This is a genomic window from Flavobacterium sp. W21_SRS_FM6, from assembly GCF_052119645.1.
GTDB lineage: Bacteria > Pseudomonadota > Gammaproteobacteria > Enterobacterales > Alteromonadaceae > Paraglaciecola.
This window is the reverse complement of the sequence record NZ_JBGQOM010000018.1, coordinates 1-21,743: the sequence shown is the minus strand read 5'-3', so window position 1 is coordinate 21,743 and position 21,743 is coordinate 1. Positions and strand designations below refer to the sequence as shown.

Genomic DNA, 21,743 nt, shown 5'->3' with positions numbered 1-21,743 from the left:
AGAAATACGATTGCCACTGTTACAGTGGCAATCGACCGCTATTTACTAAGCCAATCAATAATCCAGCAAAACCCGTGCCCATACCCAGCACCATGCCCCAGAGGCCACAAAAGCGTTGGATCTTTCTACTGCGCAATTCTTTTGGATCAAGGCTTGGAACTGAATAAACCTCGATTTCAATTAACCTATGCATTCTTCTCACTAAGACAATAACCCCAGCAGCAAATAGCGAATAAGCACAGACAGGTGCCCACCATCCTGCAGTTAACTCATAAGCTAGAGTGAGCAATATGCCACCAAAAAGAATCCAGACAGTCATATGTTTACGGTAGTGTAGAACCTGTTGTTTGGCTTCCTCGCGACTTATTTTTTTAAGTAACAGTACCGTACTGAGGCGGATGGCAATGATACCAAAAAGTGCCCCGAACATTGAGCCGCCGAGTAAGGCAGCAAATTTAGCCAAAAAGCCTGATTTACCGCTCGCCGCACTGCCAGCTAGGGTGGCGGCAGCTACTGGGCTGCTGGTAGTGAGTGCGCCCAAAACTAAACTACTCAATCCAATGGTTGGCGCAGTAGACAACAATAAACGGCCATGTTTAGACAATATCTGTTCTTGTAGTAATTTTCTGACTCGCGACAGCTTCTGCCTAATATTGGCTTCGCTTTGTTCTAATAATCGGGCAACTTGCTGGCTTGATTGGTCTTCACGGTAATATAGCAAGACAATCTCGCGACTTTCTTCAGGTAGTTGCTGTATAAAATCACGGACAATGGCACTTTGTTGGTCGCGTTCAAGGGCGACATCTAACGTTTCTTCAGGGTCGCAAAATTGTGATAGCAACAAGTCCGCCTGCACACTGTCTAGTTTTTGTTTTACTTTGTTGTCACGTAAAAAGTTTAAAGCTTTGTAGCGCGTCATTTGGCGTAACCAAGGCAATATGCTTTTGCTGTTTTGCAAACTATCCAATTGTTGCCAAGCGCCAATGTAGACTTGCTGCGCCACGTCTTCACTGCTGTCTAAATCTTTCACAATTGACAAAGCAATGCTGCTGACCATCCTACTTGTTTGTTGAATTAGGCGTGAAAAAGCCTGTTTATCACCTTGCTGAGCCATTTCTACGTCGGCGAATAGTGTGTCATTTAGGTTAGAACTGATGCTCATAATGCTGCTCCTAAAAACTCACGTATTTGCGCATTCAGCCATTGCGAATCATCAAACATAATAAAGTGGCGTGACTGAGTATTCATTTTAAGTTTGGCGTTAGGCAGCGCCGCTAATTGCGCTTGATAAAGTTGCTCAGCTGCTGCTTGTTGCGCCTTATTATCAAAACCACCAGAGGCACCTAGTAACAATGTCGGTGCTTTTATGTTGGCAATATCTTGGCGTAAATCCGTGCTTAACAGCGTGTAAATGGCTTCACCTACTGTTGCTGGGTCAGACGTCGCTATCATAGCCATGACCTTGGCTTGCGCTTCTGCGCTGGTCGCTTGAATAGCCAAACCGTAACGACTTTGCGCGCTGAGTTGCTGCTGGGACATTAACTGATACATGTCTCTATACTGTGTTGCTTGTGCAGCCAAACTTGTCACCGTTGACGTATTGCTATGGGTAAATACTGGGCCAATATAGGGTAGGCCGTCAATGGAGATCACCGCGCCAATACTATCGGGTTGGCTACTCGCTAACCAAAACGCCATAAAACCCCCCAAGCTATGGCCTATCACAGCTGGATTTTGTAACTTGTTTTGCTCAATATAGCTGAGCAGTTGCGTTTTAACGTCAAGCAAGGAGGGTCGCTCAATGGCAGGTGTTTTGCCAAAGCCCGCTAGGTTTACTAAGTGCAGTTGATAATGCTTGGCTAACGCGGTACTTAAACCTTGCCAAACGCGTTCATCTGACATTAACCCCGGGATCAATATCACCGGTTTACCTTGGCCTACCACCCTCACCGTAAATTGATTGTTGGACCTTTCTTCGGCAAACACGAGGCCATTAGCCAATAGCTGAAAAACGATTGAGGCGATAAATATTGTCGTGAATATAAGCTTAAATTTGAACGATCTGCGGATACATATAGTTTGCAGTAGGGTTTTCATCTCTAGGTCTTCCTTTAACGTTGTAGAGTGGGTACAAAGTAAAGGCACGACGACTAAAGAATGTGTGACAAAAATTTTGTAAAAACCTAAAAATTGCTGGTACAGCGAATTAGCCGGTTAACATCGCCAGCTATTTAGGTTTCAGGTAGTTATCCAGCCAATTGATTGTCAGCTCAATCAGCTCTGACCTATTTTTATCTAAGCTATGGTTACCGCCAGCAAAAATAACCAATTTATGCGGGTAAGCTTGTTCACTCAACACTGCGGCCAACATAAGTGATTGTTCAACATTCACGCGCTTATCTTCTGAGCCATGCACCAATAAAATTGGCATATCAGCCGGTAGCCTATCGACCCATTTTATTACTGAGCGTTGGGCTAGCTGGTTAGCTCTGTCGCTTTGAAAATCCGGTATTCTGGCCTGATAAACTCGCTCCATTTCAGGGCGTATTACTAAGGCTTTTTCTGCATCTGCGTTACCGGCAATGGCCACTATCGTCTTAACATTTTTTAATTTTTTTGCCGCCAGATAAGATTGCATAACACCACGGCTCCAGCCAACCAATGCAATGTTAGCGCTATCAACATTTGGTATAGATTCGGCTAATGTAACGAGCGCGATAACATCGTTTACATCATTGCCACCAAACTCATCGTTACCATTATTTTGAATAAAACGCGTACTGGCACCACGATATTGACTGCCAATCACCATATAACCGTGCGTTGCAATGTCGGCAATAAAGTCCATCTTTTTATTAAAACCCACGTACCCAAAGTCAGCGTTACCGCCTCGGTTAAAAATCACAAGTGGTAACTTTTTATTATCATGCTGTTTAGGTTTAAGGTAGTAACCTTCGATGGTTAAACCGTCAACCTGATACGTGAAATCGACACATTCCAATGTGTCTTTTCGCTCATTGAATTTACTTTTTGGAAAGTATGCTAAGAATCGCTCTTTGTTAAAATTCTTTTTTGTGGCTGAATAAGCGATCCAACTTTCGTGACTCTCAAATGATCCTCTGAAACAGCTTCTGGAATCGTTTATCCCATCATTAGCGTGGCAAAATATGCTTATTAAAGTCAGATAGAAAAAGACTAAAAATAGCTTCATGCAACATTCCTTTTGAATATGACTTTTGCTTACACCGAAGCATAAAACCGGCTTTACTTTAAGTATTTAAATTAACCGACTGTGTTATTTTATAAAAGTCATTAGTAAGTGCTCCTTCGTTTACTTACTGTATTTATAGTAAGGATAACTTGGTATTAAGCAAAGCAATGATGCTTATAGAAGTTCCGAAACTTAAAAGTGGTTAATTTTTCTAGAAGGAGATACCAGTTTTTATGAATGGAATGACCGGTTTTTATCACTTATTATCATCCCTACTTCTGCCATTGTCTCGACAGTCTATGTTGCAGTAAACAATGTATACCACATTGGTGAAAAACAGATTAAATGTGCTGACAAAACCTGATTGAATGCAGTAGGTCCAACACGTGAAAATATTTTTCTAAATCACTTGTGCCGTACATCAGTTAACTCCATATCTCAGGAATCAACTAAGGAGTAAATATGTTCAGAATTCTGTTGTTTCTCGCCACTAACATTGCTGTGATGGCACTGATTAGTTTGGTGTTTAGTTTATTTGGATTTCAGGGCTTGTTAGCGCAAAACGGCGTTGATTTAGACTTGCAAGCCTTGTTGGTTTATTCGGCAGTCATCGGTTTTAGTGGCTCGATTATTTCTTTGTTGCTGTCTAAGTTCATGGCCAAACGCACTATGGGTGTTCATGTCATTAAACAGGCCAGCAATGAAACTGAAAGGTGGTTGGTGCAAACGGTAAAATTGCAGGCAGAGCGTGCCAATATTGGTATGCCAGAGGTGGGTATTTTTGATCATGCCAGCCCTAACGCCTTTGCCACTGGCTGGAATAAAAATGATGCCTTGGTTGCAGTGAGCACAGGCTTGTTGCACAACATGTCAAAAAATGAAATTGAAGCGGTGTTAGCTCATGAAGTGAGTCACGTAGCGAATGGCGATATGGTGACCTTAACCCTCATCCAAGGTGTGGTAAATACCTTCGTGGTGTTTTTGTCTCGCGTGATTGGTCATGTGGTTGACCGCGTGGTGTTTAAAGTTGAACGAGGCCATGGCCCCGCGTTTTGGATTGTGTCTATCGTGGCACAAATTATATTGGGTATTTTTGCCTCAATGATTGTGATGTGGTTCTCTCGCTATCGTGAGTTTCGCGCTGACGCAGGCGGTGCCAAGCTAGCGGGTCGTAATAACATGATTGCTGCGTTACAACGGCTAAAACAAAATCAAGATGCGCCCCCTTTACCAGATGAAATGGCCGCCTTCGCAATTAGCGCGGGTAAGGTACAAAAACTGTTTTCTAGTCACCCACCGCTTGATGAGCGAATTAAGCAGCTCCAGCAGGGTTAATCGTTTTTCAATAAAAACGAGGGCGTAGAAACTGACTTCTCGCCCTAGTGATGATGCCGTTAGGCCAAACACAAGTTGGAGGCTAAGGCTGCTCTGGCTGCTTGGGTTAAGTCTACTAGCTGCTGTCTTACTTCTTGTGCTGTAGTGCAGTATGCTGAAAAAGGCAGATAGTAATTATGCGTGTCGGCGCGAATATGAGCCCCTTCTTGGAAGCTTGAAACCATCATCACCGAACTGGCTTTATAGTTAAATTGATGGGCGATTATAGCGCGCATCGCATCCTGATGATCCTCATTCATATGAGCCACAATACCGTGGCTGATTTGCTGCCAATTTGTGCTTGTTATTAGCCAATCTTCTTTGCTTATCCAAAATATCTGACCGAAGCCACCAATGAAGCGCACCCTTTGCACGTCGATTTGGTAAAGCTGAAAGTCATGGGTTTGTTTGTAGCTCTGTGATTGCGGGAAAAGTGCTAAATATTGCACCATCAACTCGTCACTATCTGCTGGCTTGGCGTCGCCTAATAGGGTGACTCGACCTGCAGCTTGAGAATCATCTTCTAACGCATCAAATAGGGTCATAGACACTTTAGCATCTGCTTTAATATTGCGAGTATGCTGGGCTATTTGACTGATGTAGATAATGATATTGCCCTCGTTCGTCATAAAATAAGGCACTATTGAGCCAAAGGGATAGCCCGGTAGCGACACAGAAAGTGTACTGAGCACCCCCGAATGTTGCTGGCGAACAAGGGTTTTAGCATTAAAAATATGATGTTGGTTCTTCATTTCTTATCCTATAAAAATCAATGGGTAATGTAAGGAGCTGCGCCAGTTTGAGTTATCAGTCTTGGGGTGATGCCAAAACACTGCCTCAAATTTTCGCTGGTAATCACTTGACCGACGCTGCCAGACGCCAAGCAACGTCCGTTTGCCAGCAACATGACTTCCTTTGCGTATGGCAGCACTAAATTGATGTCATGGCTTACGCAAATTACGGCCAAGCCTTGCTGACAAAAGGAATGCACAAGGTCCATCATGGCTTTTTGAAAACGAAAATCGAGGGCTGAGGTGGGCTCATCCAACAACAATAATTTATCCTTGTAGTTGGTGATTTTTTCGTTTTGTTGTGGCACTAATTGAATTAAAGCTTTGGCGATAAACACCCGTTGACGCTCACCGCCTGACAAGGTTCGAATATCTCTCCCAAAGAGATGGCTGATACTGAGCATTTCTGCTATTTCACATATAACAGCACTACTTTGTTGTTGGCTTTCAAGCTGATTTGCACGACCTAATTGCAGAACCTCTTCGGTCAAAAAAGCAAATTGCAGTTGGCTATGTTGATTGACATAGGCCCGGAACTTCGCCAATTGTTTGATGTGCCATTGATGTAAATGCACCCCATTAAAAAGAAGTGTGCCGCGATAGTGCTTATGTAATCCAGCAATACAACTTAATAAGGTGGATTTTCCACAACCATTTTCGCCAATCACAGCAACAAAATCACCGCTTTGAACGTGCAATGATAGATCCTCTAATAAGTGAGTATTTCCGTGATGTAAAGAGAGGTTTTCGAGTTTAAGCATAGACACCTCTCGACTTGTTTCTCGTTAATAAATACAAGAAAAAAGGTGCTCCAATAGCAGATGTGACGATACCAATGGGTATCTCTATTGGCGCAAATAACGCGCGTGAAATAGTGTCAGCAACCAACATTAGGATGGCGCCCAATGCGCCGCATGCAGGCATTAAGTATTTATGGTCTGCGCTAAATAAGGATCGCGCAATATGCGGTACAACTAAGCCAACAAATCCGATTATACCGCACAATGCCGTGGCTAAGGCCACTGAAAATGCCACAAGCCACAAGACTAAGCGCTTGTATTTACTGACATTTAGACCCATACACTGTGCCTCATTTTCACCTAAGGCTAGCATATTAAGTGCTTGGCGCAGGTGCAAAAACAGATAACATACGGGGAGGAAAAATGCGCCTACAAAGACGACTTTAGACCAGTTTATGCCACCAAGGCTGCCCATGGTCCAGTACGTGATTTGACGCAGCGCATCATCATTGGCCATATAACTGATGGCACCAATATGGGTAGTGGCCACGGCATTAACGGCTACGCCTGCCAAAATTAAAGTGGATATGGCCATGCCAGCGGGGCTTCGAGCAATCACGATGACCAACCATACGGCAAGTAGCGCACCGAGAAAAGCTGACAACGCAACCAGATAATAGCCACTGAAGACAATATCAGGAAAGTGATTAGTCACTGCTAATACACTGGCCGCCGCCGCCGCGGCCCCAGCAGATATACCAATTAAGCCAGGGTCTGCCAAAGGATTTCTTACCAAACCCTGCATAGCACAGCCAGACATGGCTAATAAGGCACCCACCAACATGGCCATTATCATTCGCGGTGCGCGTAATTCGGCAAAGATATACCATTGAATTGTTTGCTCTTGACTAAGGGCTTGTTGGTCAAATTTTTGTAGCACAATATCCATCAAGACCGATACAGACTGCTGAACACTGCCAGTTTGTATGCCGACAACTAACATGCAAAAGCCCAGCAAGGTCGCGATTAACAGGCTTTTTACTTGCTTCTGTCGGCGCTTTTGCAAAATCAACTGTAATTGCTGTGTTGGTATGGTCAGCATCTTAGTCGACCTGTTTTTCTATCAATGCAGCTTTGGCAATTATGGCTTGTAGCGCCTCTGGATACCTAGGTGATAAACCCAGCGCACTGCTACTTTCCATGGTGGTAATGTTGCAGTTTTTGCCGGCCTTTGTCGCTTTTAAGGCGGGGTGTTGGCACAAAGCCAATCTAGCTTGCTCACTATAAACATTGTGGCTGGCAACAAAAATTAAGTCAGGGTCAGCCCGTAAAATAGACTCATTATCCATCACCTTATAGTCTTTCATATTAGCCGCAGCATTCACTATGCCGGCATCGTCAAATAAGGCCTGGGGAACCGTATTGCCACCTGCTACGGTTAGCCCCCTTTCACTTGTGGACATCACAAACAAAGCGGTGGATGGAGCAAGAGCATGTGCTTGAATTTTCAGTGCAGCGACCTTTTTATCAATAGCGTTAATCAGCTGTTGTGCTTTGTCTTGTGCATCAACTAACACAGCCACGTCGCGTATCATGTCATATAAGCCACCTAGGTTGCGTTGCTCGCCTAAAATGGTTACCGAAACGCCTGCCGCGCGCAGTTGTTCGGCAAGTTCTTCAGGTCCGGTAGCTTGTGCTCCGATCAAGTGAGTCGGTTGAAAGCTTAATACACCCTCAACACTCAATTGCCGAAAATAACCCAGTTTGGGAAGGTTTCGAGCGGCACTTGGGGACAAACTGGTACTATCCGTCGCCACAATAAGGTCTTGTTTATCTAAGGCGTAGATAATTTCTGTGATGCTGCCACCGGCGCTAACAAGGCGCATAGTTTGACCGCTATGGGCTATCCCCGATACAAACATGAAAAAATATAACAATGTCCTGAACATAGATTACTCGTGTTAGTTGAACGGCGAACCTCGGTTCGCCAAGGGTTTATTGCGTAGTTAGCGGATCAAAACGGAAACTGTAGTTACCAGAGGTACCTACTTCATCGTAATAGCTGGTGATTTGCAGTTTGTAATAGGCGGTGTTGGTTTTAATCACATACACCCCGTATTGCGACCACAACAGATGTCCACCATCTAAACCATATTGATACCAAGGCGCACTATCAAAGGCCAGTTGCTCGGTAACATCAGACACAAAGCCATAATAGGCTAAGGCTTGACTATCAATACCGGTATAAGTGTTTTCGGTATCACGTAAGGCGGTAGCGTCTGGCGCAATATGAATAGAGAAATTTGCGCCTGTTACATCGTCAATGGTCACGCAGGGTAAAGTGATATCCCAAGCATCGTTAAGCGATAAACTGGCGCCAAGATCAAAATCCACATAGATATCATCGCTGCATTGAGATGTGTCTATCACAAGGTCGGTTTCAGTAGAAAATTCAGTTTGACCGTCTAAGGCACTTTGGTGCTGAACACCCAAGGTGATTGACGACATGGTACGTCCTGCGGTGGTGAGGGCTTTTACTCTAAATTTAGTAAAAGCGTCATCAGAATTGACGATAAAATACTGGTCATCAGCGGCGCTCACCACGTGGGTGGTCATATCATAATGATAAAATTTAGCGCCGATGACATTCTCTTCAGAATCACCAGTAAACGCTTCGTCTGCAGGTATGTCGCTGGCACTTATTGCCAGATAATCCGCTAGTTCAGATTCAGCGTTAGCGGCGATAAATTTTTCTGCTATTGGGCTGCTATCGTCTGCGAAAAAATCGCTGTTAACGGCGGTAAAATACATACCTACGGTGTTGTCTGCATGTTTGTTTAATGACACTTTGGTGCGGTTAAATGCCACATCCCATGAGCTGTCATTCCGCGCTTGCTCATCAGTTAAATCAACCACAAGCCCCGCTTCTAAATCAAAATATACCGTCTTAGGGTCCCCGGTTGAGCCGGTGCTAAAGGGGCCAGCAATTGTGCCTTCTGTCACTACCGGATCAGCAGGCTCAGGCGTATTGGGTGTTTCAGCCGTGTCGTTTGAGCTCCCACAGGCACTGAGAAATATCACCAAGGTGAGGCTTGCTAAATAACTGATTTTCATATGTATTCCTTATAGTTAATAAAATTGATAAGACATGCCAACAAAGATACGTCGGCTTGAAAGGGGCCTCACATCTAACAAGCCAGCCGCGATCGCATTGCTGTTTTGATGGTTGTCAAACAGATTGTCGATGCCAGCGTTCCAGCGCCAATTTTGGTTAAACTGTTGACTGATATTGAGGTTAAGGCTTGTCCAATGATCCCTAGCAACACCCACTTGCTCCGCAGTGGGATATTCGCCACTTTCATACACCAAATACGCTAATGCATTGAAGTCGTAGGGAAGTTGCCAGTTCACATTGGCTTTAATTTGGTGAGTAGGTCTGTCGCTTAGGTGCTCACTCTTGTTATTTGTGGCATGCAAAAAGCTGTAACTGAGCTGATAATCGAGTTCGCCCCAGTTTAGTTTGGCTGTTAAATCAAGCCCTTTTATGTAAGCTTGATTGATGTTGTAATATCGCGAGATCAGCAATCCACTGGTGCTTGAGGCCTCAACGTCGGTCAAGGTCGCGATAAAATCGTTGGCTTTGCTGTAGTGTAAATTAGCGCTTAAAGATAAGTGCTTGGATGGCTCAGTTAAAGATCGTTGATAGCTTACTTCGAGATTGCTACTGAGCGCCGTTTCGGGCTGAAGTTCTGGGTTGCCCAGCACCATGTAACCAAGATTGCTATGATCAAAAATGTAAAAACGTTCTTTCAGGGTGGGGACTCGATAACTTTGCCCTACACCGGCTCGAAATTGCCACTGAGCGTCATCGGTGCTAGCTAGGTTATACAGGCTGTTTATCCGCAGTGCTGAATGCCAACCAAAATCGCTATCTTGCTGAACACGAATACCTGCCAATAGTGAGTGCTCATCCCACTGCCAACCTGCTTGTGTGTAGGCTTCAACACTATTTCGACTTTTATTGTCTATTTCAATCGTTGCTGATTCACTTGGCGAATTAGGGTGTTTCTCTTGATATAGCTCATCGCGATGTAGCACCAAGCCAGAGATAAAATCAAGAGAATCGAGGCTCCATTGATATTGGCTATCAATTTCTGCCAAGGTAATATCTGCATCGCGTAAGCCATTTGAATCGCCACTGGTTTCATTGTGCTGAATATAGCGGCCTTGTACTTTCCACCACTGAGCTTGGCTTAGACTGACATCTTGTTGCCATTGATTTACTTTCGACAAATACCCGATATTGCTGTTTTGCCCAGGTAAGGCGTATCGCACTTTATATTTATCTTCGCTTAAATAACGACTTTTTAGCCCTAGCGTAATGTCGTTTAGTTGGCGACTTAAACCAACGTTGACAAAGGATTTATCGTTGCTGGGGGCACTTTGCGCAAGGCTTGTTGCATCGTAATCAAAACCGGGGTCATCGATTTTTTGTAAATTAAAATTGGCTTGCCATACGCCTAACTGTTGATTGACATCCAATTGAAGCTGATGAGCAATATCGCCTGAATCTATCGCATTGTTGGCATAACTACTGCCTTGATAATGCATTGTAAGACGATTTTTACGCTGTTTACGGCTAATAATATTAATGACACCACCCATTGCTGAGCTACCGTACAGCACTGAAGCTGCGCCCCGTAATACTTCAATTCTTTCAATGTCCACCACACTGATTTGATCAAGGTCAACCGCCGCACCTGTTGGTGAGATTAGGGGTTGGCTATCCAGTAACACTAATACATGGTCACCATCAAAGCCTTGCATTTGCACGGTATAACCGTCTTTTGCATTGCGTTTAGTTACAATGCCAGGAATATAATTTAGGGCGCTCGCTAGGGTCCCTTGGCTCACTTGCTGCAACTGTGCTGCACTAATAACATCAATGCTGACAGGGCTTTGTGCTTGAGATATCTCTGCACGAGTGCCAGTAACAACCAATGTTTCCATATCGCCAGCATGTGCTACTAGGCTGTGATTGATATACAACAGGAGACAAGTAATAAGGTATTTTTTCATCTAATCTAAATGCTAACTATTCTCATTTGCATTTAATCTATCACAAGTACCCTGCTAACGGTCAAGCACAATCGAAAATTTTGGTATTAAAATATTTTAGGTAATCACTATTAATGTTACTAATCAATTGCTTAGGAGGAGATGAGGCTTTTGTAAGATGAGCAAAAGGATGATTAGGCAAGGTCAATCACTTAAGTGCTATGCAATGTCTACCAGCTTAGTCGGATTAAGGGCTCCCAAATAGGCGAGCTTCAACAATATAATTACTGCACTGTGTCTGTTAAATATGGGGTGGGGCTGGAGCAAATTCCGCGATGTATTCGGTGACGCGTTCGGCACTAATAGGTTTTGAAAATAGGTAACCTTGGGCTAAATCGCAATGGAGTTTAGTTAAAAATACTTGTTGTTGCGGGGTTTCCACACCCTCTGCAGTTAGGCTGAGGTCGAGAGATTTTGCTAATAATATGATTGACTGCACGATCGCTTCGGCTTTGTTATTGCTCTGTTCAAAACCTAAAAGTTTGACAAAAGACCGGTCTATTTTGAGTTTGTCTAAGGGAAAAGAATGCAAATAAGAAAAAGATGAAAACCCAGTGCCAAAATCATCGATAGCCACGGTACCGCCAGCTTGGCGAAACTCACTTAACACACCTAATAATTCGCTGCTTTGATTCATCAAAGCGGATTCAGTCAATTCCAGTTCCAGGCGATGCTGAGCCAATCCAGAATCAACCAACGCTTGATGAATGAGTTTATGTAGCCTTATATCTTCGCACTGCACCCCTGAAACATTGACCGCCACTCGTAAATGCTCAGGCCATACAACAGCGTCCCTGCATGCTTGTTGCAATACCCAAGCCCCAAGCTCAATGATCAATTTGCTGGTCTCTGCTAGTGGAATAAAGTCATCAGGCGAAATGAGTCCTTCGGTAGGGTGTTGCCATCTTACTAAGGCTTCAAAACCAACTAATTGGCCAGTGGCCAAATCGATTTGTGGTTGATAAAGAAGAAAAAATTGCTGATTAACAATGGCGGATTTTAAATCGATAAGCAGCTTTTGTTTGAATAAAGCACGTTTTTGCAGTTGTGGGCTAAAGAAGCTTAGCTTGTTCCGGCCCGCTTCTTTAGCGTCATATAGCGCGATATCACTAGCATTTAATAAATCAGCCGCAGTACATTGGTCATCCGGCGCAAAACTAATACCAATACTTGCCTTCATTTCTATTTTGTATTCTTGCAAGGTAAAGGGCTTAGCAATAGCAAACTGTAAATGGTGTGCAAAAATGGTGGCGCTTTCCTGAGTTAATCCTTCTCGCATAATAATGGCAAATTCGTCACCACCTAAACGAGCGAGTAGGGCGGATGGCGGAATAATTTTACCCAATGTCTCAGCCAAGTGGACTAATAATTGGTCGCCTGCGTAATGGCCCAAGGAGTCGTTTACTATTTTAAAATTGTCTAGGTCTAGCATCATTAAATAACATGGCGTAACGTCGGCGTTGTTGGGCACCAAGTCCCTTAGGACATTTAAAAAATGATAGCGATTAGCTAAACCCGTTAATGAATCAATATTGGCCAGCCTTGTCATCTCCAATTCGCGACTATAGGCGGCGGTAATATCTGACGTTACGCCGCGCCACCCTACAAATCGATTACGCTCATCAAACAACGGCTTCGCTTTTAAAGACCACCACCTTTGCTGTTCATTAACGTTAACTTTTAACCGGAGATCGTTAAAGGCCACCGGCTTTGCCAGAGCGTCTGTAATTTTCTCAAATTCAGTTTGGCTATACTCGTTATTTACTGCCAAAAACGTTTTGATAATGTCTGCTACGGGCTGTTTTTTTAGCTCTTTTTCAGTTTTGCCAGATGAATTAACTAATTGAACAGAAACATGGCGTAAAAAACCTTTGCTGTCTATTTCCCACAACCAGTCATTGGCATTTTCTTCAAAATCGTGGAGTAACAAGCTGATGAGTTCACCCTGCTGTTCGATTTTAGTTTCCGCTATTAATGAGGTAACAAATTTGCGGGAGGTGACCAATACCGTAACGATAAGAAATAACGAATACAGCAGTGATATGAGCCCCAAATCGCCATGCCTGTCAGAGTAAAAAAACAGTAAACCGATACCTAAGATGCCTGGCAGTAAAGCGCCCCATAAAACACCAGCGATGGGCATGCTAGCAAACATCCAGCATCCTGTAGCAGAAAATGCAGCAGCAGTACCAACCAAAAGAATGCGATGGTGATCTTCAAATAAACCAAACAGGGCAAGGCATAAGGAGGCATACAGTAAGGCTGCGACACCTAGATTGAAGGTCAATATCCAACTGAGCACGTTAATATTATGGGGTTTGATCTTGTGCCAAACAAATCGTCGCCATAACACTAAGTTAATGCTTGCAATGATGATTAAAAAAAGCGCCCAAACCCCAAGAGCCCAAAGGTTGATTTGCTGCCAAGTTGTTACTAGCCCTAAGCCAGCAATAAAGTAAGTGGCAAAACTAGCTAATGGGATGACATTTAACACCGCGATAAACTGACGGTAACGGTAGTAATGTTGAGTTTTTAAATCAGCAGTGGGGTCATTGCAACATGACTGCAGCATGTTAAGAGGTTTACTGATCAGTGAACTTAATTTGATACGACACTCCGAGACTACGTAAACGAATCATTAGCCTAATGGCCCATAAAAATACCAGAAAATTAAATGTAGTTAAGTGCTAAAAAGATGTCACTTTATTATGTTAAAAAATATACCGATTTAAACGGATTTATTGTCGGCTCGCCCAACAGTCTTAATCGCCCCTTAGAATCGCTGGGCACTAAAAAGCATTGAGCCTGCAAGGATACCTTCGAACAGGGTATTGTTAATATTATTACGGCCCACTGGCGCGGTTTTTTGTTAGTAGTGTTTCGATAAAGCCATTTTTGACCGCTTTATTCAAAGCCGACTCAATAGCGGGACCTAAGTGTGTGTACTGACTTTTTTTCGACAAGCCGACATACACTGCTCCAACTGGATTCAATTCGTCAGGTAGATCAAGGTGCCTAAAAAGATGCTGCTCTTGATTTTGCTGTTCAATATTCGAGGTGTTGGACAACGGAAGTAACACGCCATCAACGCGTCTAGTCTTTAATAAGTTTAGGGCAACCTCTGCAGAGTTGACAAAAAATGTGGAAGAACCGTTAGTCTTTTTAAATATGTCTTCTAATCTGTCACCGTAAGCATAGCCACGAACCAAAGCAAAATCGAGAGCCATCAGAGCATCAACAGAGTCGATGGTGTAATTAGAATCTGCTAGTACCACAAACTTGATAGCGTTTTGATTTTTAAGGTATTGATACAAATACAATGATTTTGCTAAAGCTGGGTGATAGACCAGATTAGTCATTATATCCACCTCTCCTTTTTGAATGAGTAACAAACAACGGGCCGAGGGAATAGGCGCTAAATGTCTGATCTCGAAGCCAACTTCTGTGGCGAGGTACTGCATTAATTCAACACTTTTGCCGCTGGGTTTAGGAGGAGAGCCAAGCATTTGATGGGCGCCATTAATATTGTCAAAACACCAATCAAGCTTTGCTGGTTTAACTTCCTGTGCCAGAACATGTTTGCTTAAAAACGCAAGAAAAAGAGCAAAAATTGCGTAGGAGATGGGTAAGTAATTGCGCATTGAACTGTCCTTCGTAGCAAACAAAAATGGCTTGCACTAATGTCTTTGTCGTAGGGGGTTAAGTTTCCCATTGAGTATCTAAGAATGTGCCCAGGCATTAGTATTAATCAATTATCATAAACGCTTAACACATGCAAATCTCTGTTATTCAGTCAGGGCGTTTTTGTATTAAATAGCGCGGGTCAAATTTTCAGTTGATTGCTTTTTATCAATCGTCAGAAGCGTATAAACTCAGTGCCAAATGTTGCTCAGAAGCTGGTAGAATTATGCCTTACCAAAGCATATGTAATGCTAGTTACCAACTTATTATGAAGAAAGAGTACTGATTCTGAAAAAACAAGTCGATGTTATTGTGATTGGTGCAGGTGCTGCTGGGCTATTTTGTGCGGCACAAGCGGGTAAACGTGGCCGCTCGGTTGCTGTGCTTGATCATGCTAAGCGTATAGGCGGTAAAATTTTAATGTCTGGTGGCGGACGCTGCAATTTCACCAATATGTATGCCAGTCACGAAAATTTTTTGTCGAGTAACAAGCACTTTTGTAAATCTGCTTTGAGCCGTTATTCCCAGTGGGATTTCATAGGCCTTGTTGCTGAGTATGGCATTGCTTATCACGAAAAAACCTTAGGCCAATTATTTTGTGATGATAGCGCCAAAGATATTTTAACGATGTTACTGGCTGAGTGTGAAAATGCCGGGGCCAGCGTCACCAACCAATGCGAGATTTTGAGTATTGAAAAGATTGATTCAGGTTTTGTGCTTGAAACCAGCCAAGGCGCATCTGCTGGCGTGCAGTACCAATGCGAATCTTTAGTGGTTGCGACTGGCGGTTTATCCATGCCCAAGCTCGGTGCGAGCCCCTTTGGCTATAAAGTGGCTGAGCAATTTGGTTTAAAGGTATTGCCCACTCGAGCCGGTTTAGTGCCCTTTACCTTACACGAGCAAGACAAAAGCGTACTAGCCGAACTCAGCGGAATATCCCTCGATGCCAGAGCAAGCTGCAACGACAGCAGCTTTAACGAAAATATTCTGTTTACTCATCGCGGCTTAAGTGGTCCAGCGGTATTACAAATATCGTCATTTTGGCAGCCCGGCCAAGCGGTCGAATTTGATCTATTCCCCCATGGCGATTTAAACGCTGAGCTGCAAAAACAATTACAGCAACAACCGGATATTCTGCTCAGTACAGCCCTTGCTGCGCACTACGCTAAACGTTATGTACAGACCTTTTTAGGCTATTTGGGTATTGATAATAAACCGCTTAAGCAATACCAAGGCAAACAGTTACAGCAAGTGGCCGAAGCGTTTCATCAGTGGCAGCTAAAACCTAATGGCACCGAAGGTTACCGTACCGCAGAAGTCACCTTGGGCGGGGTAGACACCGACGAATTATCATCAAAGACCATGGAAGCGAAAAACGTCAAAGGTCTCTATTTTATCGGTGAAGTGATGGACGTTACTGGCTGGCTGGGTGGCTACAATTTTCAATGGGCTTGGAGCAGCGGTTGGGTTGCGGGGCAAGTGGTTTAAGTGAAATTGTCTGACATTGAACTGGTGGTGTTTGATTTAGATGGAACCTTAATTGATAGCGTGCCTGATCTTGCTATTGCCACCAACCAAACCTTGCAGGCCCTAGGTCAGCCGAGTGTGAGCGAAGCGCAAGTGCGTGATTTTGTAGGTAATGGTGCCGATACCTTACTTGCCCGCGCTTTGAGCCAAAATATTGTTGTTAAGCCCGAACTCGCGCCTGAATTGTGTCTACGAGCAAGGCAGTTATTTGATGAGTTTTATGCCCAAACAGAGCACAAAAATAGCAAATTATATCCTACGGTAAGCACGACACTAGCTGCCTTACATCAGGCAGGCATTAACATGGCGCTATTGACCAATAAACCCAGTCAATTTTTACCCGCTATTTTGACCCAGCAGCATATAGCACACTGCTTTGTGGACATTATCGGTGGCGATACCTTTGCCCGTAAAAAGCCTGATCCGATGGCATTGGCCTGGTTGTTAAACAAATACCAGCTCAAGAGTAAGCAAGTACTAATGGTGGGTGATTCAAAACACGATATAGAAACAGCCAAAAATGCGGGTTGTCGCTCCTTTGGCTTGAGTTATGGCTACAACCATGGTGAGTCGATAGCCTTGTCTCGCCCTGACTTTGTGGCGCAGCAACTGGATGAATTATTGATAATATTAGGGCTTGTCGGTGAGCATGGATAGTAAATGCCTATGACGCATCTTAGCTATAGCGTGCCAGCTTCTCAGGTTGGTATAGAATTAGACGTTAAACGCAGCAAGTTTATGACTTTTGCAGCTAAGGCGGCTAATCGAGACGAAGCAGAAATTTTTATTCGCTCTTTACGAGATCAGCACCCGCAAGCCAGCCATGTGTGCTGGGCTTACATTGCCGGGCACCCAAGTACAACCGTGCGTTCCATGAGTGACGACGGCGAACCCAGCGGCACAGCAGGAATGCCCATGCTTAAAGTACTTCAGCACAGTGGCTTAGGTGATATTGTGGTGGCAGTGGTGCGCTATTTTGGTGGCACCAAATTGGGGACAGGCGGCTTACAGCGCGCGTATTCTGATGCGGTTACTGAAGTATTGAAAATCTTGCCAACAACAACAAAAGTCAATCGAACTGACTTAAAACTCGTTTATGACTATGAGCATGACGGTGCGGTGGGGCGCCTATTAGGGCGATTTGACGCTGCCGACATTCAGGCTAGCTATGATCAGCGCGTTAGCGTGTGCTTAGCCATCGCGAGTGCTGAGCTGAGTGTATTTAAACGTGAATTAATCAATATCACCTCAGGTAAGGTAGAGCTTAGCCTTGTGGATTGATTGGCTTAGATCGCTTGGCTCTTATCTTTTTGAATTTTTTGTTACCTCACTGAAATGTTTAGCTACCTTGCTTTTCGTTGATACATCGGCTCAACAGCCACGCACCAGAATAAGTCATTAACGTTAAAATAATTAACAACTTGCATGTAAATTTGCTGGGTGTTTCGAGTATAGTTAACACCACATGAAGTTAAGCAGAAGAGCACAAAATGAAATTTGAATTAATGGACAATGGGGTTGCCAAAATTTCATTGGATAACGGCAAGGTTAATCCAATTACAAAAGTGTTAGCAGAATCTTTGATTGAGGCTCTTGAGCGGGCTGAGTCCGAAGCCAAAGCCGTGGTGATCTGTGGTAATCCCGGTATCTTTTCAGCGGGTTTTGATTTAAAAGTAGTGGCACAAGGTATGGATGTGGCTAACGAAATGTTTCTGGCCGGTTTTTCCTTAGCCGAAAAAATGTATCGCCACCCGCAACCGCTGGTCATTGCTTGTGAAGGGCATGCCATTGGCATGGGTGTATTTATGTTGTTAGCTGCTGATTATCGGATAGGGGCCCAAGGTAACTTTTCGCTTAAATTACCTGAAACTGAAATTGGTATGCGCTTTGCGCCCATTCTTAAAATTTTGGCCAAAACCCATATCGACCCACGGCATCATTCTCAAGCTATTATTCAGTCACGGGGTTACGACCCTGAAACGGCTGCAAAAATAGGCATGTTAGATGAAACGGTTGAAGCTGAAAAAGTCATTGAGCGCGCCATCCAAAAAGCGGTTGAACTCGGTGCATTGCCAGCAGCGCAATATAAAGAAAATAAACTATACATGCGCGCAGATGAAATTACCTTGATGAGTCAAACAAGAGGTTTTTAAGCCAACTCAGCGTCACTAAGGCTCAATATGACGATGGACAATATTAATTTTTGTTCATCGTTATTATCTATTGTGAACAATAGCTAACTTATTAAACATCCCGTCGCTATCGGCTTATCACACTCAAATATAAACAGAATCGTGCCTGTTTATTAAAAACCTTAAGCGTACAATCATAATTCATTGGTAACATGCACTCAGTTTACGAATCCGTTAACACAAACATGCTTGGTCCATGTTCTAGTATCAAGCACTTGGTCTACAAGGAAATCGATGATGCAAAAGCAATATTCACCTCTATCCGTGTGGTTGCACTGGCTGATGTTAATTTTATTGGCTGGTGTGTATGCCAGTATTGAATTGCGCGGTCTGTTTGAAAGGGGAACCGAAGCTCGTGATTTAATTAAAACCACGCACTACCTATTGGGTTTGTCGATTTTTACCTTGGTTTGGTTTCGCATATTAGTTCGTTTAGTGACACCTACTCCTGAGCGTGAAACCTATGGTGCATTTCAACAGTGGGCCTCTAAGTTAATGTTTCTTGCGTTGTATGGACTGATGATCGCAATGCCACTGCTGGGTTGGACATTAGTGAGTGCCGAAGGGCATATTATTCACATTTTTTCATGGTCTTTGCCGCAACTAGTTGAGGAAAACAAAGAATTGGCCCTTCAAATTGAAGAAATTCACGAAACCATGGGTAAGCTGGGTTACGTATTGATTGGTATTCATGCTGTTGCTGGATTGTTTCATCATTTTATTAAGAAAGACGGCACACTGAAACGAATGCTGAAGTTTAAGGGCTAACATGGAATACAATCACGAACACAAAGCTGAACGTATTGGATGGATTAGAGCCGTTGTGCTGGGCGCAAACGATGGCATTGTATCAACCGCCAGTTTAGTGGTTGGTATTGCGGCCTCAGGTGTTGCTGCAGACCATTTGTTTTTAGTGGGGTTAGCCGCGTTGGTGGCAGGGGCAATGTCAATGGCAGCCGGTGAATATGTATCTGTGAGTTCACAGACCGACATTGAACGAGCCGAGCTTGCACTCGAGCAACAACATCTAAACGAAAACTGGACGGCCGAAGTACACGAACTTGCTACGATTTATCGGAAACGCGGGCTAGACAGTGAGTTAGCCCTTACTGTGGCCAAGAAATTAATGGAAGTTGACCCACTTGGCAGTCATGCACGTGATGAGCTAGGTATAACCGAGTTAGCGCAAGGTAATCCTTTACAGGCCGCATTATTTTCTGCGTTATCATTTTCTGCGGGTGCCGCCCTGCCACTTATTACTGTGCTGTTATTTTCGGTGGAAAACCTGATCCCAACGATTATTATTATTTCGCTGGGTTCACTGGTTTTATTAGGCGGTGTGTCTGCCCATGTGGGTGGTGCCTCAAAAACTAAGGCTGCATTGCGGGTGCTAATATGGGGAGCGCTGGCAATGCTGGTGTCGATGGGCATTGGTCAGTTGTTTGAAGTGACAGTCTAAATAAAAAAGACCAAGGGGCGGAGTGTCATCCGCCACCATTGGCCAAGGATGTTGATCGTTATAAACTTAGGTTAATTCTGTTTCTGCCTTCTGACTTGGCGCGGTAAAGCGCGGTATCCGCTGCGCATATCAATGCTTCAGGGGTGCGGTATTGGCCATTGTGCTCACATGCAATACCTTGGCTCACACTTATTCTAAAGTTGGCAGGCAAGCCTAAATCACTAAAATTAAGAATACTAATTTGTTGCTGAATACGCCTGGCCACTGTTTCAGCATTTGGTGCATGACTACGCGGTAATATAATCGCAAATTCTTCGCCGCCAAAGCGGGCAGCTAGGGCATCTCGTGAAGGCAGACAACTATTAATAGTTTGCGCAATTCGCTGTAGACATTTGTCACCATTGACATGACCAAATTGGTCGTTAAAGTGTTTGAAATAATCCACATCTATCAATATTAGACTCAGTGGCTGAGCATGCATTAAACAGTCGTTCCAGCTCGAATTTAGGGTTTTTTCTAAGTTAAAACGATTGGCTAAGCCCGTTAAATGATCAGTGCTCGCTTGGCGGCGTAATTCGCTATATTCCGCTTTATGGCTGGTTAGGTTATGCACTACACCAACAAATAGTGGGGCATTCTCAGTTAGGCTTTCTGGCAAACATGAAATCGATAAATCCGCTTCTAACCACGAGCCATCGGCGCGATTTAACAAAACCTCTTTAGGACCGTGATTAAGAGGAAGTTTATTGTTGTCTTTCCAATTTAAAAAAATATATTCGTAATGTTCACGGTGACGGTCATGCAAGTAATGAAACCACTTTTGTCCGACTAATTTATCTTGTGAGTTACCAAAGTATTTGGCTGCGATAGGGTTGATGACTTCGATAACGCCATCGGCGTTCACCACAAAAATCCCCTCTGCGATGACATTGATCATGCTGATAAACGAGCCCATTTTGGCGTTGGACAGTGGAATAGCAAAACGCTCTACTATCGAGTTTTGCTCAGTGTTGTATGCGTCATACGTTTTTATTTTTTTAAAGTCAGACATCGTTACTTCCTTAACTTACGCACATTATTTACACGAAGACTTGTTTACTTACGTCACTTTAGTAGGACGTTGAAGTGCTAAGCTTCTGGTCGTCTTCTTATCTTAAGTATATGTTTTTATTAGTAATTTTTATGCCGTAGTGAGAAAGTGAAATAAAACTTGAGCAAGTAAGCGATGATGATGGGTAAAAAAACGATGTTCAGTGCGATAAAGGCCAGTGTTAAATTCTGGGTGGGTAAACCTAGTTGAACCACATAGCCCAACAAGGTAAGCAAGCCGATATAAATGACTAGTATCAGTTTCATTGATTTCTCTCCAACATTTGCTGTTTATTTTACAACTACAAAAGACGACTAATTGCCTTTAGCACTTGGCTTTTTTTGAACAGAATGCGTTCTGCTCAATTCGATGGAATGAAGTTTAGATAAATCGATGTACTTTAACCTTCCGGTAATCTTCTGATTTTAAGTTATTGTTTTTTATAGTTTATTTTTGTTACAGAATGTTGTCGGAAGAGTGAGTGGACCTGTGGGGTCAGAGCCGATGATAGGGATGGGCTTATGTTGCTAAGCAAGTTTGGTAGTTTTATGTCGAAGTAC

At 43.6% G+C, this 21,743-nt stretch carries 20 protein-coding genes; 7 read left to right on the top strand and 13 right to left on the bottom strand.

Going from position 1 to position 21,743, the window contains the following annotated elements; translation table 11 throughout:
- Positions 1–19: 19 nt before the first annotated feature.
- From ACEN2L_RS19990 to ACEN2L_RS19980, 3 genes are all read right to left on the bottom strand, one after another.
- Positions 20–1,162: an RNA polymerase sigma factor gene (locus ACEN2L_RS19990; protein ID WP_441745860.1), complete on the bottom strand. Its 1,143-nt coding sequence runs from the start codon at positions 1,160–1,162 to the stop codon at positions 20–22.
- Positions 1,159–2,097 (bottom strand): alpha/beta fold hydrolase, encoded by a 939-nt coding sequence (locus ACEN2L_RS19985; RefSeq protein WP_441745859.1) that lies wholly within the window; start codon positions 2,095–2,097, stop codon positions 1,159–1,161. Before ACEN2L_RS19985 ends, ACEN2L_RS19990 begins: the two co-directional genes overlap by 4 nt.
- A gap of 130 nt (positions 2,098–2,227) precedes the next feature.
- A complete protein-coding gene (locus ACEN2L_RS19980) occupies positions 2,228–3,211 on the bottom strand; it encodes an alpha/beta hydrolase family protein (RefSeq protein ID WP_441745858.1) in 984 nt (327 codons plus the stop codon).
- A 462-nt stretch (positions 3,212–3,673) separates the two neighbouring features.
- On the opposite strand from ACEN2L_RS19980, the gene htpX reads away from it, so the two are divergent.
- A complete protein-coding gene (gene htpX / locus ACEN2L_RS19975) occupies positions 3,674–4,546 on the top strand; it encodes a protease HtpX (RefSeq protein ID WP_306020813.1) in 873 nt (290 codons plus the stop codon).
- A 59-nt stretch (positions 4,547–4,605) separates the two neighbouring features.
- Here htpX and ACEN2L_RS19970 read toward each other — a convergent pair whose 3' ends face one another.
- The 8 genes from ACEN2L_RS19970 to ACEN2L_RS19935 all read right to left on the bottom strand — a co-directional run bounded on the left by ACEN2L_RS19970 (position 4,606) and on the right by ACEN2L_RS19935 (position 14,875).
- Positions 4,606–5,337: a HugZ family pyridoxamine 5'-phosphate oxidase gene (locus tag ACEN2L_RS19970; protein ID WP_441745857.1), complete on the bottom strand. Its 732-nt coding sequence runs from the start codon at positions 5,335–5,337 to the stop codon at positions 4,606–4,608.
- A 17-nt stretch (positions 5,338–5,354) separates the two neighbouring features.
- Entirely contained in the window at positions 5,355–6,137 is a 783-nt protein-coding gene (locus tag ACEN2L_RS19965; RefSeq protein ID WP_441745856.1) for an ATP-binding cassette domain-containing protein, read from the bottom strand.
- Positions 6,130–7,218, bottom strand: coding sequence for a FecCD family ABC transporter permease (locus ACEN2L_RS19960; RefSeq protein ID WP_441745855.1), 1,089 nt, complete (start codon positions 7,216–7,218; stop codon positions 6,130–6,132). The genes ACEN2L_RS19965 and ACEN2L_RS19960 overlap by 8 nt, the downstream gene beginning before the upstream one ends.
- A 1-nt stretch (position 7,219) precedes the next feature.
- Positions 7,220–8,065 (bottom strand): heme/hemin ABC transporter substrate-binding protein, encoded by an 846-nt coding sequence (locus ACEN2L_RS19955; protein WP_441745854.1) that lies wholly within the window; start codon positions 8,063–8,065, stop codon positions 7,220–7,222.
- Between the two features lie 46 nt (positions 8,066–8,111).
- Entirely contained in the window at positions 8,112–9,230 is a 1,119-nt protein-coding gene (locus ACEN2L_RS19950) for an HmuY family protein (RefSeq protein WP_441745853.1), read from the bottom strand.
- A 15-nt stretch (positions 9,231–9,245) separates the two neighbouring features.
- Positions 9,246–11,195, bottom strand: coding sequence for a TonB-dependent receptor plug domain-containing protein (locus ACEN2L_RS19945; RefSeq protein WP_441745852.1), 1,950 nt, complete (start codon positions 11,193–11,195; stop codon positions 9,246–9,248).
- 280 nt (positions 11,196–11,475) lie between these two features.
- Positions 11,476–13,806, bottom strand: a complete 2,331-nt coding sequence (locus ACEN2L_RS19940; RefSeq protein WP_441745851.1) for a putative bifunctional diguanylate cyclase/phosphodiesterase — start codon at positions 13,804–13,806, stop codon at positions 11,476–11,478.
- 271 nt (positions 13,807–14,077) lie between these two features.
- Entirely contained in the window at positions 14,078–14,875 is a 798-nt protein-coding gene (locus tag ACEN2L_RS19935; protein WP_441745850.1) for a substrate-binding periplasmic protein, read from the bottom strand.
- Between the two features lie 352 nt (positions 14,876–15,227).
- Between ACEN2L_RS19935 and ACEN2L_RS19930 the strand changes: the two genes are divergently transcribed.
- The 6 genes from ACEN2L_RS19930 to ACEN2L_RS19905 all read left to right on the top strand — a co-directional run bounded on the left by ACEN2L_RS19930 (position 15,228) and on the right by ACEN2L_RS19905 (position 20,093).
- Entirely contained in the window at positions 15,228–16,403 is a 1,176-nt protein-coding gene (locus ACEN2L_RS19930) for an NAD(P)/FAD-dependent oxidoreductase (RefSeq protein WP_441745849.1), read from the top strand.
- Entirely contained in the window at positions 16,404–17,099 is a 696-nt protein-coding gene (locus ACEN2L_RS19925) for a phosphoglycolate phosphatase (protein WP_441745848.1), read from the top strand.
- Positions 17,100–17,102: 3 nt separating this feature from the next.
- Positions 17,103–17,723 (top strand): YigZ family protein, encoded by a 621-nt coding sequence (locus ACEN2L_RS19920; RefSeq protein WP_441745847.1) that lies wholly within the window; start codon positions 17,103–17,105, stop codon positions 17,721–17,723.
- A gap of 209 nt (positions 17,724–17,932) precedes the next feature.
- Positions 17,933–18,595, top strand: coding sequence for a crotonase/enoyl-CoA hydratase family protein (locus tag ACEN2L_RS19915; RefSeq protein ID WP_441745846.1), 663 nt, complete (start codon positions 17,933–17,935; stop codon positions 18,593–18,595).
- A gap of 273 nt (positions 18,596–18,868) precedes the next feature.
- Entirely contained in the window at positions 18,869–19,402 is a 534-nt protein-coding gene (locus ACEN2L_RS19910) for a cytochrome b (protein WP_441745845.1), read from the top strand.
- Between the two features lies 1 nt (position 19,403).
- The gene (locus ACEN2L_RS19905) at positions 19,404–20,093 is read left to right on the top strand and encodes a VIT1/CCC1 transporter family protein (protein ID WP_441745844.1); all 690 of its coding nucleotides are present in this window, start codon (positions 19,404–19,406) and stop codon (positions 20,091–20,093) included.
- Between the two features lie 58 nt (positions 20,094–20,151).
- Here the strand turns inward: ACEN2L_RS19905 and ACEN2L_RS19900 are convergent, their stop codons facing one another.
- Both ACEN2L_RS19900 and ACEN2L_RS19895 read right to left on the bottom strand, forming a co-directional pair.
- On the bottom strand, positions 20,152–21,144 hold the full coding sequence (locus ACEN2L_RS19900; RefSeq protein ID WP_441745843.1) for a sensor domain-containing diguanylate cyclase: 993 nt from the start codon (positions 21,142–21,144) through the stop codon (positions 20,152–20,154).
- A gap of 119 nt (positions 21,145–21,263) precedes the next feature.
- Positions 21,264–21,449, bottom strand: coding sequence for a hypothetical protein (locus tag ACEN2L_RS19895; RefSeq protein ID WP_306020791.1), 186 nt, complete (start codon positions 21,447–21,449; stop codon positions 21,264–21,266).
- Positions 21,450–21,743 lie beyond the last annotated feature (294 nt).

Bases quoted from the DNA above. Each gene is read 5' to 3' on its own strand.
- ACEN2L_RS19990 (WP_441745860.1), bottom strand. From the start codon at position 1,162: ATGAGCATCAGTTCTAACCTAAATGACACACTATTCGCCGACGTAGAA.
- ACEN2L_RS19985 (WP_441745859.1), bottom strand. From the start codon at position 2,097: ATGAAAACCCTACTGCAAACTATATGTATCCGCAGATCGTTCAAATTT.
- ACEN2L_RS19980 (WP_441745858.1), bottom strand. From the start codon at position 3,211: ATGAAGCTATTTTTAGTCTTTTTCTATCTGACTTTAATAAGCATATTT.
- htpX (WP_306020813.1), top strand. From the start codon at position 3,674: ATGTTCAGAATTCTGTTGTTTCTCGCCACTAACATTGCTGTGATGGCA.
- ACEN2L_RS19970 (WP_441745857.1), bottom strand. From the start codon at position 5,337: ATGAAGAACCAACATCATATTTTTAATGCTAAAACCCTTGTTCGCCAG.
- ACEN2L_RS19965 (WP_441745856.1), bottom strand. From the start codon at position 6,137: ATGCTTAAACTCGAAAACCTCTCTTTACATCACGGAAATACTCACTTA.
- ACEN2L_RS19960 (WP_441745855.1), bottom strand. From the start codon at position 7,218: ATGCTGACCATACCAACACAGCAATTACAGTTGATTTTGCAAAAGCGC.
- ACEN2L_RS19955 (WP_441745854.1), bottom strand. From the start codon at position 8,065: ATGTTCAGGACATTGTTATATTTTTTCATGTTTGTATCGGGGATAGCC.
- ACEN2L_RS19950 (WP_441745853.1), bottom strand. From the start codon at position 9,230: ATGAAAATCAGTTATTTAGCAAGCCTCACCTTGGTGATATTTCTCAGT.
- ACEN2L_RS19945 (WP_441745852.1), bottom strand. From the start codon at position 11,195: ATGAAAAAATACCTTATTACTTGTCTCCTGTTGTATATCAATCACAGC.
- ACEN2L_RS19940 (WP_441745851.1), bottom strand. From the start codon at position 13,806: ATGCTGCAGTCATGTTGCAATGACCCCACTGCTGATTTAAAAACTCAA.
- ACEN2L_RS19935 (WP_441745850.1), bottom strand. From the start codon at position 14,875: ATGCGCAATTACTTACCCATCTCCTACGCAATTTTTGCTCTTTTTCTT.
- ACEN2L_RS19920 (WP_441745847.1), top strand. From the start codon at position 17,103: ATGCCTATGACGCATCTTAGCTATAGCGTGCCAGCTTCTCAGGTTGGT.
- ACEN2L_RS19915 (WP_441745846.1), top strand. From the start codon at position 17,933: ATGAAATTTGAATTAATGGACAATGGGGTTGCCAAAATTTCATTGGAT.
- ACEN2L_RS19910 (WP_441745845.1), top strand. From the start codon at position 18,869: ATGATGCAAAAGCAATATTCACCTCTATCCGTGTGGTTGCACTGGCTG.
- ACEN2L_RS19905 (WP_441745844.1), top strand. From the start codon at position 19,404: ATGGAATACAATCACGAACACAAAGCTGAACGTATTGGATGGATTAGA.
- ACEN2L_RS19900 (WP_441745843.1), bottom strand. From the start codon at position 21,144: ATGTCTGACTTTAAAAAAATAAAAACGTATGACGCATACAACACTGAG.
- ACEN2L_RS19895 (WP_306020791.1), bottom strand. From the start codon at position 21,449: ATGAAACTGATACTAGTCATTTATATCGGCTTGCTTACCTTGTTGGGC.